General features: G+C 51.0%; 16 protein-coding genes and 3 tRNA genes. 6 read left to right on the plus strand and 13 right to left on the minus strand.

All coding sequences use genetic code 11. From position 1 onward, the window contains the following. From NT140_09160 to NT140_09180, 5 genes are all read right to left on the minus strand, one after another. A partial coding sequence (locus NT140_09160) for a cache domain-containing protein (GenBank protein MCX5832041.1) occupies nt 1–980 on the minus strand: 980 nt, incomplete at its 3' end. 82 nt (nt 981–1062) lie between these two features. Next, on the minus strand, nt 1063–4374 hold the full coding sequence (locus NT140_09165) for a DNA methyltransferase (GenBank protein ID MCX5832042.1): 3312 nt from the start codon (nt 4372–4374) through the stop codon (nt 1063–1065). 186 nt (nt 4375–4560) lie between these two features. After that, on the minus strand, nt 4561–6774 hold the full coding sequence (locus NT140_09170) for an EAL domain-containing protein (GenBank protein MCX5832043.1): 2214 nt from the start codon (nt 6772–6774) through the stop codon (nt 4561–4563). A 94-nt stretch (nt 6775–6868) separates the two neighbouring features. Beyond that, on the minus strand, nt 6869–8176 hold the full coding sequence (locus NT140_09175; GenBank protein MCX5832044.1) for an ATP-binding protein: 1308 nt from the start codon (nt 8174–8176) through the stop codon (nt 6869–6871). Nucleotides 8177–8597: 421 nt separating this feature from the next. Then, on the minus strand, nt 8598–9245 hold the full coding sequence (locus NT140_09180; GenBank protein ID MCX5832045.1) for a hypothetical protein: 648 nt from the start codon (nt 9243–9245) through the stop codon (nt 8598–8600). A 325-nt stretch (nt 9246–9570) separates the two neighbouring features. Here NT140_09180 and NT140_09185 point away from each other — a divergent pair, with 325 nt between their 5' ends. Both NT140_09185 and NT140_09190 read left to right on the plus strand, forming a co-directional pair. Further along, on the plus strand, nt 9571–9831 hold the full coding sequence (locus tag NT140_09185; protein ID MCX5832046.1) for a type II toxin-antitoxin system RelB/DinJ family antitoxin: 261 nt from the start codon (nt 9571–9573) through the stop codon (nt 9829–9831). Further along, nucleotides 9831–10100, plus strand: a complete 270-nt coding sequence (locus tag NT140_09190; GenBank protein ID MCX5832047.1) for a type II toxin-antitoxin system YafQ family toxin — start codon at nt 9831–9833, stop codon at nt 10098–10100. Before NT140_09185 ends, NT140_09190 begins: the two co-directional genes overlap by 1 nt. Before the next feature lie 672 nt (nt 10101–10772). Here the strand turns inward: NT140_09190 and NT140_09195 are convergent. Continuing rightward, the gene (locus NT140_09195) at nt 10773–11447 is read right to left on the minus strand and encodes a hypothetical protein (protein ID MCX5832048.1); all 675 of its coding nucleotides are present in this window, start codon (nt 11445–11447) and stop codon (nt 10773–10775) included. A 172-nt stretch (nt 11448–11619) separates the two neighbouring features. On the opposite strand from NT140_09195, the gene NT140_09200 reads away from it, so the two are divergent. Then, nucleotides 11620–11955: a helix-turn-helix transcriptional regulator gene (locus NT140_09200; GenBank protein ID MCX5832049.1), complete on the plus strand. Its 336-nt coding sequence runs from the start codon at nt 11620–11622 to the stop codon at nt 11953–11955. 55 nt (nt 11956–12010) lie between these two features. Then, nucleotides 12011–12256 (plus strand): hypothetical protein, encoded by a 246-nt coding sequence (locus NT140_09205; GenBank protein MCX5832050.1) that lies wholly within the window; start codon nt 12011–12013, stop codon nt 12254–12256. 82 nt (nt 12257–12338) lie between these two features. Here NT140_09205 and NT140_09210 read toward each other — a convergent pair. From NT140_09210 to NT140_09240, 7 genes are all read right to left on the minus strand, one after another. After that, nucleotides 12339–12415, minus strand: a tRNA-Arg gene (locus tag NT140_09210). Nucleotides 12416–12429: 14 nt separating this feature from the next. After that, nucleotides 12430–12523 (minus strand) — tRNA-Ser (locus NT140_09215). A gap of 12 nt (nt 12524–12535) precedes the next feature. Next, a tRNA-Ser gene (locus NT140_09220) sits at nt 12536–12621 on the minus strand. A 30-nt stretch (nt 12622–12651) separates the two neighbouring features. After that, nucleotides 12652–13932, minus strand: a complete 1281-nt coding sequence (gene serS / locus NT140_09225; GenBank protein MCX5832051.1) for a serine--tRNA ligase — start codon at nt 13930–13932, stop codon at nt 12652–12654. Between the two features lie 86 nt (nt 13933–14018). Continuing rightward, nucleotides 14019–15614, minus strand: a complete 1596-nt coding sequence (murJ, locus tag NT140_09230) for a murein biosynthesis integral membrane protein MurJ (protein ID MCX5832052.1) — start codon at nt 15612–15614, stop codon at nt 14019–14021. 119 nt (nt 15615–15733) lie between these two features. Beyond that, the gene (locus NT140_09235) at nt 15734–16036 is read right to left on the minus strand and encodes a DUF167 domain-containing protein (GenBank protein MCX5832053.1); all 303 of its coding nucleotides are present in this window, start codon (nt 16034–16036) and stop codon (nt 15734–15736) included. A 27-nt stretch (nt 16037–16063) separates the two neighbouring features. Beyond that, the gene (locus NT140_09240; GenBank protein MCX5832054.1) at nt 16064–16363 is read right to left on the minus strand and encodes a YggT family protein; all 300 of its coding nucleotides are present in this window, start codon (nt 16361–16363) and stop codon (nt 16064–16066) included. 198 nt (nt 16364–16561) lie between these two features. Between NT140_09240 and NT140_09245 the strand changes: the two genes are divergently transcribed. Then, nucleotides 16562–17335, plus strand: a complete 774-nt coding sequence (locus tag NT140_09245; GenBank protein MCX5832055.1) for a Sir2 family NAD-dependent protein deacetylase — start codon at nt 16562–16564, stop codon at nt 17333–17335. Between the two features lie 6 nt (nt 17336–17341). Next, entirely contained in the window at nt 17342–18007 is a 666-nt protein-coding gene (gene rsmG, locus NT140_09250; protein ID MCX5832056.1) for a 16S rRNA (guanine(527)-N(7))-methyltransferase RsmG, read from the plus strand. Nucleotides 18008–18033: the final 26 nt, after the last annotated feature.

Here is an 18033-nt window from a genome sequence, read left to right on the forward strand (position 1 = left end):
TTTCTCAGGTAAATTAGAAAGAAAGTGATCAGGAGAAACAACAGGAAGGAAATAGCCCCTATCTCGATAAAACGTCCGAATTCCGATCTATAAATGTCTTTTAGGGATCTCTCAATGATGACCGTCCACCCGATGTCCCCCCCGGGAACAACGGTGAGATAACTTTTCTCATGATCTTTCTGCTGATCGTTCATTTCGATCTGCTGTTTTTTTTCCTTTACCACCGTTTCAAGGATCGGGAAAAAGCGATAATCCGTAATGTTTTCACGATAAGGAAATTTGTTGCTGTAAAGGATCTTCCCCGTCCGGTCGATCACGTTCACGGTCGTATAGGGGCTAAAAGTCACCTTCTGGATGGCGTCCACAAGAAAACCAAGTCGTTGGGAGCTTGCGAGTATCCCGATAGGCCTTTCTTTTTCATCGACTATAGGGACGCATACGGCTACCGCCAGCGGCTTGTCCCCGACGATCAGTTTAAAGACGGTGGAAATGTAAGGCTTCCAATGGGTACTTATTCCTTTATACCAGTCACGGTACGACAGGTCCTTCCCGATAGATTCCGGAAACGAAGGTAAATTCACCCAGAGGATTCCCCGTTTATCCGTGACGAAGGTCAGATCGATTTCGGCATTCTTTTTGAGGTCGGACAGGTGCCTGTGAACGCCAGCAACGTCCTTATTCTTCACGGCAGCGATGAACAGGGGCCGGTGAGCATAGGACTGGATGATTCCGATGGTTGCTTTGTTGTGCTCCAGGATGAGGTCTGCGAGTAGATTTGCAGTTGTTTTATCAGCAGTCAGGGCATTGTGCCTTGCGGTTTCAAATTGCCGCCAGCCCAGAAAAATGGCAATCCCAAAGATTAAAACGAATAAGACGCCGGCGGTGAACCATATTGAATAAGGCTTGGATAGCCAGTCGCCTGGATGCCCGTTGCCGGGATGAGGAGAATCAGGATAAGAAGATCGGTTGCGCATTTTCATGATCATAATCCTATAGTTAGTTTACTTCCGGCAATGGTCTTCAAATTCAGGCTGTGCGCCATAGCGATCGTCGCCCTACTTGTTACTCAACAGGCCACTGGGGAACGGCATTGTCGATTTTCTCCATCAATTCGATGGTTTTTTGCAAGGCCGCCACGACGTGCTGATAATGGGTGAGGTCGTCATAGGAGAGCTGCCGCCCTTGCCGGTCCTTGAGCCATTTGTCGAGCACCTGGTAGCCGCCGATGTGAAACTCCCACACTTCCGGCGCTACATCTTCGAAATATTGGCTTTTGTTGATGTTGACCCGCCCCGGTCGGTCGGCTTGGGGCGGCGCGTAATGGGGATAGCCTTTTTCTACCCGGTTATCTCCGGCGACGGGATAACGGGTGCTGAATTCAGCCACCTGCGGCGATTCGAGCAGGTGCAGACCGACCAGCTCTTTCCCCAACCCGCAGAGCGTCTGGAACAACGTCGCATCCGCCGTGAGCGGCACGCGGGGGAAATCGATCTTGAGAAATTCCGCGTAGCGGTTGCGGTAGGTGGGGCTGTGGAAAAGGGCGTAAATATAATAGAAGATGTCTTCCGGGCCAAACGTCGTCTGCAAATCTCCGGCGGCGTTCGGGATGAAGGTAAGACCCAGCTTTTGCGCCATTTCCGCCACAAACTTTGGGTCGAGATTGGGTGTGCGCCCACCGTGGGCGTCATCGGCGGGCCAGGGGGCGACGTCGAGCAGACTGCTTTGTTTGGCGGCGGCTGCGGTGGGGTAGAGGTAGAGAGGGAAAACTTGGTTTGCTTCACGGCTCTTGGTGGAAATAACACAATCATTAGCGGGTGTTTTGGCAACCCAGGCGTGCCTGTAACCAACGGTTCCTTGCTGCCTTGAGGATAAGATACAAAGATTTTCTTTCCCAGCAACGTGCTCTTTCAACTCACGCCGGGGGCGATCGATAACTATTTCAGTAAAATAAGCGTATCGCTGATCACAAGGGCGATAGCTGCATTTTATTAAATAACTTGCCCAATTGGCATTATTGCGCAATTCGATACGGGCTTTTGCGAGTTGCCAACCTGTGTTATCTCTCAAGTTATATTTTTGGCGGAATTCTTCATCAGTCAGGCTTGTATCCCGCATTTCCTCTATACGCCGACGCAAAACATCATAGTCAAAATCCACAGCAAAATCATCCCGATGGGTTTGAAAACCTAATACATTCACGGGAATAACATCCGTGATTTTCCAGCCTTGGTTATACTCCCCAAGCAAATCCACATTCTGCGGTGAAAACAGATAAAAAGGCGACTGCGGCTTTAGCAGCTGCCAATCGGTTTTCTCCACATCCTGCGCAAAAAGCTGTTCATACTTTTTGGCCCGCGTTCCCGTCAAATCGGCGTGGTACACATTAGCGGGGCCATTTTTGCCGGGCTGTTTGACAAAAATGCCGATCGCCACGCCCTGTTGAATGTCAAAGACGTTTTCATCCTTGCCGCCGTCGGGAGCGGTTTCGCGTTTTTTGGCGTTGCCGTGCAAGTTGAGGATATAAATATCCGTAAACGTCTGCATTAATGATTGGCGCATCCCGCGAAAGGTGGGATTGTCCAGATAACCGTGGTTCGTGATAAAGGCCAGAATGCCCTGACCGCTTTGTTCGATGCGCCACTGGCCGAAGCGGATGAATTTTACGTAATCGTCTTGCAGCCATTTGGGGTTGCGCTCTCCCAAAGGCTGACCGTCCACCTCGTAATAGTTGCCCGTTTTGCCGCCGTCGGGCAGTCTGCCCCTGAGCAGGCCGCTGATCCAGGCACTTTTGTTGGCGCTGTGGCCGGAATAAGGCGGGTTGCCCATGACCACGAGGACCGGCAGCCGGGTTTTCACCTCGTTCGCGGCGTTGCTCTCATCGGCCACCCACTGGGTAAAGAGGGGCAGGCCCGTCATTTCATGGGCTTCTTCCAGGGAATTGGTCAGGAAAACGCCAAGCCGTTCGCCGTCGGAGGCATGATAGGCCCACCGGTCGCGCAGGGCCTCGGGCAGGTCGCGTCCGGCAAGCTGTAAACTCAGTTTGAAGTGGGCCACGGCGTAGGGCGCCATAAGAAGTTCAAAACCAAACAGCCGGGGCAGCAGGTGATTTTTGACATAGCCGGGCCACATACCGGCGTTCCCCTGCTGCATGAACTGCCCGCGAATCTGGTCAATCACGGCGTAAAGAAATGTCCCCGTGCCCGTGGCGGGGTCCAGAATCAGCACTTTGTGGCTCTCAGTGGTTTTGCGGGGTTGCTTCTTGCCTTTCACCGTCAGGGCGGGGTCGGCGTTGGGGATGGTAATCGTGCTGCTGTCGGCCAAGCCTTGGGGGCAGTTGAAGCGGGCCTTGAGCAGGGCGTCCACGGAGCGCACAATGTAGCTGACCACGGGCTCCGGGGTGTAGTAAACGCCCCGCGCTTCCCGCAGTTTGGGATCGTAGGCGGCCAGAAAGGTTTCATAAAAGTGGACAATCGGGTCTTCCCGCCGGGTGCGGCGGCCAAAATCGGTGAGCACCGCTTCCATATCCGTGTGGTTCAGCAGATCAACCAGATCGTTCACAAAACTGGCAAACGGTTCATCGTCAAGCTGGGGGCCCGTAATTTGAATGAAAAAATCCCGTAAAAAGGGGTTTGATTTGGGAATGAGGTATTGCGCTCGCTGCCGGGTGAAGACGGCGGCGGTATCGTCCATCATGCGGGCCGTGAATAGGCCGTAAGCCAGGGTTTGCGCAAACATATCGGCAAATTCAGACGTTTTTTCGGGCAGGTTCAGGTCGGCCAGCAGGACCCGGGCAAAGGCCTCGCGCCAACCTTGCAGCAGCAGGGACGCCTGGCCCGTGGCAAAGGCGGTTATGATGATGTCGCGGACAATGTGGGTGAGGCGAGCCAGGCGGCAGGCCAGGTCTTTGGGCGTGCTGACGGCCTGGGGCTCATGAACCAAAAAGTTTTGCAGCATTTCTGCAACGTCTTTCAGGCTGTCTTTTTCGATTTTTAGTTTGCCGTCGGCTTGGGGCCGGGCCAATCGGGCCTCCTGCCGCAACTCGCCGCCCACGTACCAGCGAAACTCCAGATAGTCGGTCAGGATCAGATTATCCAGGGCGCTGCGGTAGCGTTTAAGCTGGTCGGTGCGTTCGGTTTCAGCGAGGGATTTGCCCACGTCTTTGGCTTCGATGTAGCCGACGGTCAGGCCATTGCGGGTGATAATGTAGTCCGGTGCGCCGCAAGCGATGCGTTGCGGTTCATTGGTGGCGGTCACCTGCGGATCAAGGGATTCGAGCAGGGCCTTCAGGGCGGGTCGATGGGTATGTTCCGTGGCGTTGCCGGCCTGGAGGGCATTTTCGACCGCCTGGAGGTAGTCTTTAAAACCAACCGTCATTTGCGTTAACCTTCGAGGCGCTCTACGCCAATTTTGAAGTCACTTCGGTGCACCGAAGTGACTAATCAACATGATATCATTAACGATACTCCGACGGTGCCGATCATTTTCATGCCGGAACTTTACCTCATTAGACGATACAGAAAAATTGGGGAGGTATCAAGGAAAAATACTCGCCTTCCTGGTCTATAGATATCCTTTTGCCAATATCCCCGGGATCTCCTCAGCCGGCAATGGCCGGCTGAACAAGTAGCCCTGGATTTCGTCGCATCCATGTTCCTGCAGGAAGGACAATTGCTCCTCCGTCTCCACACCTTCGGCAATGGTCTTCAAATTCAGGCTGTGCGCCATAGCGATAATCGCCCTGATGATTGCCTGATCTCTGGGGTCGGACGCCAAGCCCTTGACAAAGGACTGATCTATCTTCAAAAAATCCAGCGGCAACCGTTTCAAATAGCTCAGCGAAGAATAGCCCGTGCCGAAATCATCAATCGTAATCCCTATCCCCATCGCTTTTATTTCCATCAAGATTTGAATAGCCTTTTCCGGGTTCCGCATAATGGTGCTTTCCGTTATTTCCAACTCCAGGCATTGGGGAGGAATCATGGTATCCTGTAAGGCCTCCTTAACTATTTCGATCAGGTTCTGTTGATCAAACTGGCGGCCTGACACGTTAAAGGCAATGCTCATCTGTTTGTAACCGGCTTCCTGCCATGTTTTGATTTGCCGGCAGACGGTGCGTATTACAAACTCTCCGATGGGTATGATGAGGCCGCTTGTTTCGGCCAGGGGAATAAACTGCAGGGGCGGAATCAAGCCCCTATCGGGATGTTGCCAGCGGATCAGCGCTTCCATCCCCTTGACCATTCTCGTTACCGCATCCACCTTCGGCTGGTAGTAGAGCACCAGTTCGTCCCGCTCCAGGGCCTTATGCAGGTCGCTTTCCAGCGTCAGGAGTTCCAGAACAGAGGAATGCATCGAGCTTGAGTAAAAGTGATAGTTGTTTTTCCCTTCGTTTTTTGTGTGTCTCATGGCCTCTTCGGCGTTTTCCAGGAGGTCGTCAACATCCGTTCCGTCATCGGGATACAAGGCAATGCCGATACTGGCGGTCATAAATACCTCGTAACCGTTCAGATCATAGGGTGCGGATATTTCCTCGAGTAAGCGACGGGACGTTATTGCGGCATCCTGCGGCTGCGTGAGATCATGCGCCAATACGATAAACTCGTCTCCACCCACCCGAGATACAACATTCACAGTTCCACCTTCATTTGATCTGGCAACGTAGTCGCTTTTTCGCAAAGATTTGGCAAGTCTATCAGCAACGGCCTTCAGCAGGAGATCTCCAATGCTATATCCGAGCGTATCGTTAATCCGCTGAAAATTATCCAATCCGATGTAAATCAGGGCAAATATCTCTTTATGGCGCTGGGCATGTTCAATTGCTCTTTTCATGAGCTCTTTATGAAATGTGCGGTTTGGCAACCCGGTCAGACTGTCATAATAATGCAGCAGGTGAATCTTTTCTGCCGCCTTCTTGCTGTCCGTGAGGTCCTCAATGATAACCAGACTGTAGAGCACGTTACCTTCTTTCCCATGGATGGCAGAGGTGGTAATATTAGCCCACACGATTCCGCCATCCTTTTTGATATACCGCTTTTCCAAGTGAAGCACGGGGATGCTGCCTGCGAATAATTTCCCTGAAAATTCTCTGTTCTTCTCTCTGTCTTCTTCGCAGGTGATATCTGCAATGCTTTGACCGGCAAGTTCCTGTTCGCTATACCCCAGCAACCCGCAGAACGCTTTATTCGCCATGACAATTGTATAGTCCGGATTTGCCAACATCATCCCGAAATGTCCTTCATCAAAGATGCGCCTGAACCGCTCTTCGCTCAGCCGCAACTCTTCCTCCGCCTGCTTACGAGCGGTGTTGTCTCGATTACTGCCTCGTCGGCCCAGATATTCGCCGGTGTGACTGTATACATCCTGGCATACGTGACCGATCCAGCACTCTTGACCGTCACGGGTGATGATACGAAAATCCAGTTCGCAAGCATCAGATTTGCCCTGCAACATGTCGTGAATGTGGACGGCTACCCGGTGCTTGTCGTCTGGATGGGTGATCTTCTCCAGCAGGTTTGGGTCTTGATAAAATTCCTCAGCCCGATAACCGGATATGCGCTCACAGGCAGGGGAGATATAGACATATTTTCCATCGGTAGCGAGCCAGTATTCCCAGTCATAGGTAAAGTCAGCCACTGTGCGATATTTCTCTTCGCTATCCCGCAGCGCCTCCCCACATTGTTGCGCTGATTTCGATTGTTCCAGTTCCGCAATTTTCTGTCTCAACAGGGACAGCTCCTGAATCAGTGCCTGTTTTGTCTTGGATTGGTCTTTCATCGGATTGCCCCCTGTGGTTAGTTGGTCCGTGAGGTCCATGTCTGATGACTATGATTTATATCCCCCGGGATTATGAGAAAGCAAAACCCTTTTTTCACGTCATTCCGAGGAGGAACCGCCAGGCTGGTAGGATGCGAACGGTCCCGCCGTTCACCGGGGTCTCTCCCTCTTCTTCATGCGTGACGATGATCGCGTCCTTCATGTCCAGTTCCGTCATTGCCTTCGCGAGGCTGCGGAGCTCGCTCTTTCGGGTGTCGGCGGTTTCCATCTCCCAGGCCACCTGGATCAGCCGCATCGGTTCGCCGCCCTTCCGGCAGAGGAAATCCACCTCCAGGCCGTTGGCGGTCCGGTAGTAGAACACCTCCCACCCCCGGCGGCGCAGTTCCAGAAAGACGAGATTTTCCAGATAGCGGCCGACGTTTTCCGAAAAACGGAAGGAAACGGCGGCGGCGAGTCCCGTATCAACGGCGTAGATTTTCTTGGGGCTCCGGATCTGCTGTTTCAGCGAAAAATGAAAGAGTTCGACGGCAAACAGGAGCCGCACATCACCGTAATAGGTCAGATAATCCTTGATCGTCTTGTCACTGAGACCGACAAACGCAGAGAGCCGTTTGGGGGTGTAGAGGGCGGCGACGTTGGTCATCAGATAAAGAAAGAGGGTTTCCAGATCGGCCGGTTTCTTAACGCCGAAGCGCGGGACGATGTCCTGCTGGAGGATCGTTCGGGCGTACATGCCAAGGATCTCGTTCCGGAGGGTCTGCACGTCGAGAAAGACAGCTTCGGGGAAACCGCCCGTCCGGAGGTACTCGTCGCATAAAACCCGGAGACGGGGGCGCTGCCGGAGGGCTGAAACCTCGTCTGCAACGGATACGTCGCGGGCGCGGAGAAATTCGCCGAAAGAAAAGGGCAGCACTTCGACGGGGAGGGTTCGGCCGGACAGGAGGGTCATGAATTCCGAGGAGATCAGCCGGGAATTGGAGCCCGTCACCATGAATTTGAGGTCTCCCTGTTCGTAGCGGGACTTGACAAAGACCTGCCAGTCCGGGAAGAACTGCACCTCGTCGAGAAAGACGAAGACCCTTCCCTGCGGGGCGGCGAGCTTCAGGTAATCCTCGTAGATCCGGTCCAGGTTGGCCACATCGTTGCGGTAACGGTTCAGAACCGGCATTTCCAGGTTGCAGAAGAGAATGTTTCGGGGCGGCACACTCCGTTCGCGGATCAGGTGGTTTATCATCTGCCGCATGAGGGTGCTCTTTCCGGCGCGGCGGACGCCGACGAAAGAAAGGATGTGAGGAAGATCCAAATGTTTCTTGACGTCGTCCAGGACCAGCCGGGGGACGCCTTCCGGATAAACGGCGCCATCCCAATGGGGGTTCTGATCGACAAGAACGGATTCAAACATGATTCACACTCCGACTATTCAGTAAATTAGTAGCATTATACTCCGCCTAATTTATGAATTCAAGATTTTATCTTTAAAGAACAGGGGCAAAATGGTAGGGCGGCCAGGGGCCGGAAAGCTCTATTTGGAGTCCCTGAGATTCATGGCGCTTGTTCCATTTGCATCGAGCCGGTGCAGGGATTTCGTAAACCTGCTAACCCTGTTTATCGGGATTAGATCTGCATCGGTTCGCTTATCCACTCACCGGCATTCTACCCCAAAGTATCATAAAGTCAACATTATCTGGGCAAGACGATGCTGTTTGCAATCTTAAATCATCAATTTTACCTGATTTATGACGGGCAAGGACTATAAGGAAGGATTGATTTTGATTTTTGACATTGTCATATTGGTATCATCATAAATAATTGGGATATTACAGTTAGTTATCCTCAAGTATGGTACTTTCTATGAGTTTTTTTAATACTTCATTGGGATTATTCGTAATCCCATAATACCTTTCGTATGTATTAGGTTCTCCCCCGTCGTTTGTAAAGTGGCCTGTACATTCATACCTATAGTTATATTCACTCCCTTCAGGTAGAAACCAGATTTGAAAATATTCTGGAAATTCAAATCTTTTAAATACAAACTTCACTCCCCCTTCCCTTGTTTCTTGAACCTCTGGACAGTTATTTTGACTGAGATAATTATTTCTGTCCATAAGTTGTAAAAATCGTATTGACGTCATCACCGATAATTTGTCAATTGGTAATGACCCCCTACCATCCCAATTGTCTTGAAGAGATAAGAAAGATAATATTTTTTCTTTCAATTTTTGAAAATCTTCAGATGAAATATTTTTTTCTTTTGGGATATGAGACCAACTAATACTAATCTCATCCGGACATACTTTGGTTTTAATATTATTGACCATTGAACGGATAGATTTTTCATTACCATCATCCGAACTGATCAGGATGTCTTCAATTTTATTAAGTTTATTCTCAACCCTGAGAATGTCATTTTGAACATATCTAAGATATACGACGATTAACACCAATATAAGAATTACAATCGTGAAAAACATATAATCACCATCCTTCTTTAACGATTGGAGTAAAAGAAAACCCACCATCCCTCGTTTTGGGAAAGTGGGTCTATGTCATCTGAAATCCGTTCATCTTGAACCCTCTTTGAAGGAATAATGAAACATATTGATTTTCAATTGGTTTTTACATAGCAAAAAATACTAATGATTTCAAGGTATATTTTACAGGTATCAGGTACCGGCAGCACCCCACTCGTAAGCATGGAAAGAAGGCCGAGCAGGTTGTAAACTTAACGAAATAGAAAACACCTTGTTTTTGTATTTCGATTGTCATACAATAGGAAAAAAGCAGTGAGGTGAAAACATGGCAAGAACGGCAATGATCAACGCACGGACAGAAATGGCATTAAAAGCCGAAGTAGAGGGAATCTTTAAGACTTTGGGAATGTCCACTACCGAGGCGATAAACATCTTTTTCAAGCAAGTGAAGATGAGAAAGGGCCTGCCCTTCGCCGTAGAAATTCCGAATGCAGAAACCCTGCAAACATTCAAGGACAGCGAAGCCGGGCAGGGCCTCATATTATGCAAGAACGCCGATGATGTGTTTAAGAAGCTTGGTATCTGATGAGAATACCCGTCTATACAACACGGTTCAAAAAAGACCTGAAACGTATGCAGGCACGTGGCGGCGATGTTTTGAATATCAAGGCCGTCATGCAAGACCTGATGGAAAAAAAGCTGCTTGCCTTAAAATACCGAGATCATTTTTTAATCGGTAATTTCAAGGATCGGCGGGAATGCCATATTGAACCAGACTGGCTTTTGATTTACCGGCTTGACGGGGACATGATCATCTTTGAACGGACGGGAACACATGCCGACTTGTTTAAATAGGGCAATATGAGGCAGACATCGGCGATGCAAGGCAGGCAGCCGTTTGAAGGTAAACTCCGGCAGATCGGCAAAGACAAAGGGCTGCCGGCCCTATAAATCCTGTTAGATATTTAAATCAATGCCTTGCATTTTGCATGACCATTCATTATTATTAGAAATTTAGTGCAGTTTTTCTGCTAAAAGACAAATCATTTTCCTGTCGTTTTGCCTTTTTCCCCCCTTTATACTGCAAGCTTTTTTGGCGGAACATGGCACGATTCTGTGGGGCATAAAGATGGTTTTATTTCCAAATCAAATTCATGCCATTATTAGATAAATGGTAGTAAATTCATTACATTGTAATGTAATCCCTGAAATCCCAGGAGACCTAATTTCCCGTTTCATTTCCACCTCGTTTCTCATAACACTCCCCCGAAAGCGCGGTGCTGGAGGGAGGCAAAGAGGGAATCCATCTCAGCGAGTGAGGCGCGGTGAGCGTACGGGAATGACCCGGCATCCGTCGATAAGGGGCTGGTTATTCCAGTACCTGCCGCCATGGATGAAAAGGAAGTAAGCAGCCCCGGGACCGCGCGTTTCCGAAGCCCATTCCCAAGTGCACGAAAGATGAATTAATTCCGTTAAATGGGCATCACGCCCACAGTTAGCCTTATAAGTTTCACTACGCCCATCACATCATTGAAATCCAAGAAGAAGTCCCATATCATTCCAGCTTCCGTCTAAAGGAATTGTTTCAACAGCTTGTTCGGGCTGTTCGTAAGAATTAGCTTTTAAGGCTACAGCCGCCAAGGGGCTCACGTAATCTCCAGTGAAGGGAGTGGTATAAGTACAAGTAATCCTATCATAATCGTTATATATTATATACTGGTAGTTACCACTCCATCCTGTCATACTGAAGTAGCCGGTTAAGTTATAGTTTATCGTGAACGTACCCGAAAAGGAAGAAAGTGTCCCGATAAGGGTTTGATTTAATATATAGTGCCCATTTCTTTCCACGTTCCCAGTAGTTCCAGTGGTTGACGTTAATGTAAATCCAGAACCCAACATAGAAGCTGTTGCCGCTGGATTACTTATACTCAATTGATTCACGTTTTGCGTTACATCAAGGTTCAATGCCAAAGGTGCAATAGTTCCACTGCTACCATTGGTGCACGTGTACGAAACAGTGCTTGTGTTTAGGGCGTATTTGCCAGCAACATCAGGAAATCCAGAAGCATTGACAGGCCCAGTCCATGAAGATGCAGGTGCAGACGCATCGCCCCCTCCACCTCCGCCACCACAGGCTGAGAGACATAAACTAATTACCAACGCTGAAACAAACATGCAAAACAAACCGCTTTTCCTCATCATCTGCGCTCCTTTCGTCAAGTCGTAGTCCAGCCCATAGCAATCTGAAATTTACCCCCAGTTTTGACGAATATCGCATCACTACGACGAATAGTCAATCATTAATAATCATTGGCTCACAGTCACTTCCCTGATGGTTTTTTATCATATATCCTGTTGGTAAAAGGGCGTGGATATGACAACCATCAAGAAAATTTTCGGGGCTCATCTTTTTCAACTACGCAATAAAGCTGGGCTTACCCAAGCAAGGCTGGCTGAAAAAACGGATCTCAGTGTTGATTCGATAAGCCGAATAGAAAGAGGCGACCGAGCGCCATCTTTGGAATCCATAGAAAAATTATCGAATGCCCTGAAAATAAGAATGCCAGAATTGTTCAATTTTGGGGGTGAAGAAATAGCGGCTTTATCGGAATGCCCTCCTGAATCTCTGCAATTATGGAAACTTCTAAAAGGCAAACGACCAAGTCAGGTAAAAAAGCTAACCGAGATTGCCAAGATTGTCCTGGAATAAAAGCTACCTGCTTCTTAACCGTTATATTTCGTTCTTGCCAAAAAGGTGGGATATAATGCCATACTCGGTATTTAGTCTCCCTCGGCACTCGGTAGGCGGGGGGCATGGTCACAGGCTACACACAGACCGCACCAGAGCCACCATGACAGGCGATCAAGGTCTCGGTAGGGCGCGGGCGTTATGCCTTTGCACCCGGCGCTCTGTTTATGTAGTTGCCCCTGTTGACCTTCAATACCTTGCCGACCATATCACGCTGCCGGATCTCCGGCATGAGATCAGAATAAAAAATAACGGTAAATAATCCCGAAGCGGTAAAGGAGCGGTAAAAAGTATAGCAGTAAAGAAAAAGGGGCTCACCGTAATTGGCTAACCCCTTGATTTTATGGTACGCCCAGGAGGATTCGAACCTCCGACATCCAGATTCGTAGTCTGGCGCTCTATCCAGCTGAGCCATGGGCGCAATATTTATTAAATTGGCGGAGAGAGCGGGATTTGAACCCGCGGTACACCTTTAAGGGCGTACAATCGCTTAGCAGGCGATCGCTTTCGGCCACTCAGCCATCTCTCCGTACATATAAATTGGCGGAGGGAGCAGGATTCGAACCCGCGAACCTTTCGGTCAACGGTTTTCAAGACCGCCGCCATAGACCACTCGGCCATCCCTCCGAATTACCTTTCCAGATGCCGCAGACCCCCTTACCTTGTGCGCGTGATCCTGTCAATCCCTTTCGTGTAGGGTCGCAGCGCCTCCGGTATGATGACGCTGCCATCCGCCTGCTGGTAGTTTTCCAGGATAGCCACCAATGTCCTGCCGATCGCCAGACCTGAACCATTCAGGGTGTGTACGAATTCCACCTTGCCGCTTTCCCTGCGGCGGAAACGGATGGCAGCGCGGCGGGCCTGAAAGGCCTCGAAATTGCTGCACGAGGATATCTCCCGATAGGTGTCCTGTCCCGGCAGCCAGGCCTCTATGTCAAAAGTTTTGGCAGCCGAAAATCCCAGGTCGCCGGTGCATAAGCTGACCGTGCGGAAAGGGATCGCGAGCCTTTTCAGAATATCTTCGGCATTGGCGGTCAATTTCTCAAGCTCCTGATAGGAGGTCTCCGGGGTCGTAAACTTAACGAGCTCTACCTTGTTAAACTGATGCTGCCGGATCAGTCCTCGCGTATCCTTACCATAGGATCCGGCCTCGGCGCGGAAGCAGGCCGACCAGGCCGCGTAATAGAGTGGGAGATCCTGTTCCTCCAATATTTCGTCCCGGTGGATATTGGTCACGGGCACCTCTGCCGTGGGAATGAGAAAATAATCCATCCCCTCTATCTTAAACAGGTCTTCAGCAAACTTCGGCAACTGTCCAGTCGCCGTCATGCTTTCCCGGTTGACCAGAAAAGGGGGCAGGATCTCCGTATAACCATGTTCCGTGGTGTGCAGATCCAGCATGAAATTGATCAGCGCCCTTTCCAGCGTTGCACCCCAGCCGCGATACAGGGTGAAGCGCGCCCCGGTGATCTTGGCGCCCCGGGCAAAATCCAGGATGCCTAAGCTTTCGCCGATTTCCCAGTGGGGGCGGGGAAGAAAGTCAAAAGCCGGCTTTTCACCCCAGGTCCGGACTACGGGATTGTCTTCCGCACCGGCGCCACAGACAACCGAGGCATCGGGAATATTGGGTATCGTGAGCGCAAAGTCGCCCAGCTCGGCCTCGATATTCTTCAAGGAATCGTCAAGCTCTTTGATGCGGGCGGAAACCTCCGCCATGGCTGATAAAAGAGAGGCGCTGTCCTCATTATTTTTTTTCCGCGCGCCTATTTCCTTGGAGACGGTATTGCGCTCACTGCGCAGATTCTCCACTGCCAGCAAGAGGTCCCTGCGGCCGGCATCCAGTTCGCTGAAACGATCGAGAGCGACTACCGCCTGTCGTTCGGTCATCTTCCCGCGCACAAAGTCCATGTTATTTCTGATAAATTTTATGTCGAGCATGATCCGGCACTTCCTTCGGTCCCTGGTAAAGGGCAGATTCCCCTACCATTTAGACCCTTTGAAGTCAATATCTTTATCCTGCATTATCACGGTACCTTATGGGGCAATCTTCTTTTTACGGCGCCGATCAGCATCATCAGTTCCTGGTTCTTCAGCAAGCGGGAAGATAGCAGAAAAATGGCCAGTCCCACAGTGACGCCGATAATCAGAAAATAGAGGCGGGAATGCAGCGAGCCCGTATTATCCCACTTCGTGAGGAAGGGAACCAGGAGCAGCGCTCCGCCCATAAGCAGGGAGGCGATGATTGTCCTCCAAAGGGAGTGGTAAAATTCTCCATCCAGGAAGGCACCGATCTTATTCCGCAGGATAACCGCTAGGGTGATGACATTCACCGCCGAGGCCAGGGAGGTAGCCAGCGCGAGGCCGCCGTGTTTTAAGGGATACATCAGGATGATGCTGCCCACCAGGTTTACGAAGAGAGACAAAAAGGCGACCTTCAGAGGCGATTTACGGTCCTGGATAGAAAAGAAGGCGGAGTCAATGATCCGGATGGCGGAAAAGGCCCAAAGTCCAAGAGCATAGCACAAGAGCGCCTCGGCGGTGAGAAGGGTTGAACTGGCGTTGAACGCCCCGCGCTGAAAAAGTACGGAAATAATGGGTACGCGCAGGATGATCAGGGCCACCGTGGCTGGAATGGCGATAAAGAGGATCAGCCTTAAGGAGAAAGAAATGGTTTTTTTCAGCCTGGTAAAATCTCCTGTGGCGACATGTTCTGAAAAGCTGGGCAGCGCCGCCGTGCCTACGGCGATGGCAAAGACTCCCAGCGGCAATTCGACGACCCGGTCGGCATAATACAGGAAGGAGACACTGCCGCGGGGCAGGAAGGAAGCCAGAATGGTGCCGATAAAGATGTTGATCTGATAGACTGCCGATCCCAGTATGGAGGGGATCATGAGGCGCCCGATCTGTTTCAGGCCGGGATGGGAAAACCGGAAATCCGGTCTCAGCCGCATACCCATCCGGACCAGAATTGGCCACTGCATGGCTAGCTGGAGCACCCCTCCGATGAGCACCCCTACGGCCAGAGCGGTGATGGGTTCCTGGAAAAAGCCGCGCAGGGTAAGCGTGGTCGTGATCATGGCAATATTTAAGACCACGGGCGACAGGGCCGGGACGGCAAAATGCCGCAGCGAATTCAGAATACCCATGCAAAGGGCCACCAGACAAATGAAGAAAACATAAGGAAACATCAGCCGGTTGAGAAATACCGTCAGTTCATACTGCTGCGGAAATTTTACGAAGCCCGGCGCCATGAACGTCACGATCAGCGGCGAAAACAGCATCCCCGCCAGGGCAACTATTACGAGCAGGGCGGAAAGAGCGGTGAAGGCGACATTGGCCAACTCGCCGGCCTCGCGAAATGATTTTTTTTTCAAGTATTCCGTGAAGACAGGAACGAAGGAGACCGTGAGCGACCCCTCCCCGAGCAGACGCCGCAGCAGGTTCGGAATACGGAAGGCGACAAAAAAGGCATCCGTGGTCAGACCGGCGCCGAAACATCCGGCGACGACCATATCCCTGATGAAACCGAAGACCCGGGAAAGCATGGTTGCGGCGCCCACGACCCCGGCTGCCTTGGCAACCCGCGAATTTTCTCTGTTCGTTAAGTTCTCTTTGTCCATGTCTGTTTTTTCTATGAAGAGAATGCGTTTATATGAAAATCCCCCCCCATCCCCCCTTTACCAAAGGGGGGTTAAGGGGGGATTTTCATGTTTCGTTGTGCCCGCGCCAGGCATGGGTGTTAGACGGCAGGAAGACAGGCGGCAAGTACCTCTTCCACAGCTTTTATTGTCAGCCCCTGGATCGCGATGATCTTTTTTTTGGCTTTGAGACCGCTTACGATCTGCACTTGATCCTTTTTAACTCCTAAAACGTCGGCCAGAAAACGGATGCATTCCTCATTGGCACGACCGTCCACGGGAGGGGCGGTGATTTTAATTTTTAAAAAGTCACCCTGGCAGCCAACCAACTTGCATTGCGACGACCGGGGAAGTACCTGGACGAGAAAAACAACTCTCCCCGCTTTCTCTTTGATCGGGATCATTGCTTGTCTCTCCCGTCGTCACTGTGCTTATTTCAGGTAAAAAGCCATTTCCATCATGCTCTTCAGCAGAAAACTCTGCAGAAAGATGATGGCCGCAATCACTATAATTGGTGAGATGTCAATGCCCATGTTCCTTAAGGGCAGCCACCGCCGTATCGGCGCCATCACGGGTTCTGTCACCCGGTAAAGAAACTGCACAATCGGATTGTAAGGGTCCGGGTTTACCCAGGAAATTAGCGATCTGCCAATGATAATCCACATATAGAGCGTCAGACCCATATCAATGATCTTGGCCAGTGCCGCAATGAAGTTTCCCACTATGAACATGAATGCTCCCTAGTAAGTTAGAATTTGCTTTCTGGTAGAAAGCAAATTCGTAAACTTACTTATCCCGCTCGTCGGGGTTGGTAATTTTATCGAGATCAGTTAGAAATTGCTTTATAGTTTTTCAACTATCATATAAGAATACTGTGCGCAAATAAAGATTATTGACATCATCGGCAGGAACAAAAGGAAGGCAAGGCCATGGAAAACCTCTACAAGAAAGCAGCGGATTTGATCTGTGATGCCAGTACGATAGTCGCTTTTACGGGCGCCGGCGTGAGCACCGAATCGGGCATCCCGGATTTTCGGAGCCCCGGCGGCATCTGGGAAAAGTATCAACCCGTCTATTATGATGATTTTTTATCCAGCGCCGCGGCGCGCCGCGAATACTGGCAGAGAAGCAGGGTTACCTACCCGCTCCTGCGGGATGCCAGACCCAATCCCACGCACTTGGCTCTCTGCGAACTGGAGCGGATGGGCAAACTGGAGGCGATCATTACCCAAAACATAGACCGCCTCCACCACAAGGCAGGCAGCTCGCCGGAGAGAGTTATTGAAATCCATGGCACCGTGGCCTATGCCGTCTGTCAGGATTGCCATAAAACCTATGACCGCGATGAGCTGCAAGAGCAACTGGAAGCTCAGGAAGACATCCGGCCTCCTGCCTGTGCGGAATGTCATGGTCCCTTGAAGGACGCCACGATCTCTTTCGGCCAATCTATGCCGGAGAAGGAAATGGCAGCGGCGGGTCAACATGCGCAGACCTGTGACCTGATGATCGTCTTGGGCTCATCGCTCGTGGTTTACCCGGCCGCCTATCTGCCCCAGCAGGCCCATCAATCGGGCGCCAAGCTTATTATCATCAATCTCGACCCCACCCCCTGCGATCACCTGGCGGCGGTGGCCATCCAGGCCCGGACCGGGGAAACGCTAACGCAGATTGTCGCGCTGGTCAAACAACGGCTGGGGAAGTAGATTACAATGCACGGGAATTGGCCACAGCAGCTTCTCCAGGCCGCGTCATTAATGGGAGTGCTTCTCGGAGAAAAACAGCTCGAACTTTTTAACCGTTATTATCAGGAGATCATGAGGTGGAATGAAAAAATCAACCTACTGTCGCGCAGTTCTGCTGAGGATACGTTACTGAAGAATTTCATTGATTCCCTGACGGCGGTCCAGTTTTTAACGGCGCGGGAAAGTCGCGTTCTGGATATGGGAAGCGGCGGCGGGTTTCCCGGCATCCCCTTGAAGATCGCCTGCCCTGCCCTGCAAGTATCTCTCCTGGAGGCTTCCCGGAAAAAAGCGTCTTTCCTGAAACACATCCTCCGCACGCTGCAACTTGCAAAAATAACGGTCATTCATGAACGGGCGGAAAATCTCCGGGGCCAGGAGTCCTGCCGGAACAGCTTTGATACGGTCATATCCAAGGCCGCCTTCAAGCTCCCGCAGTTGCTTACCTTAGGCGCTGCTTTCCTCCGCCCGGGGGGAATCCTGATGGCCATGAAGGGCGCCGATATCAGCGACGAACTGGCGGAGGCCCGGCCGGCCGCCGCTGCCGCAGAATTATTGTTAACCGCCTCCCACGCCTTGACTCTGCCCGTCACCGGAGATCGGCGCCAGATACTGATTTACACAAGGGCACAGTAAAGAATGGGCGAGGGAACAATTGCCGA

It is taken from the genome of Deltaproteobacteria bacterium, assembly GCA_026388415.1.
In the GTDB taxonomy this organism is placed as follows: Bacteria; Desulfobacterota; Syntrophia; order Syntrophales; family JACQWR01; genus JAPLJV01.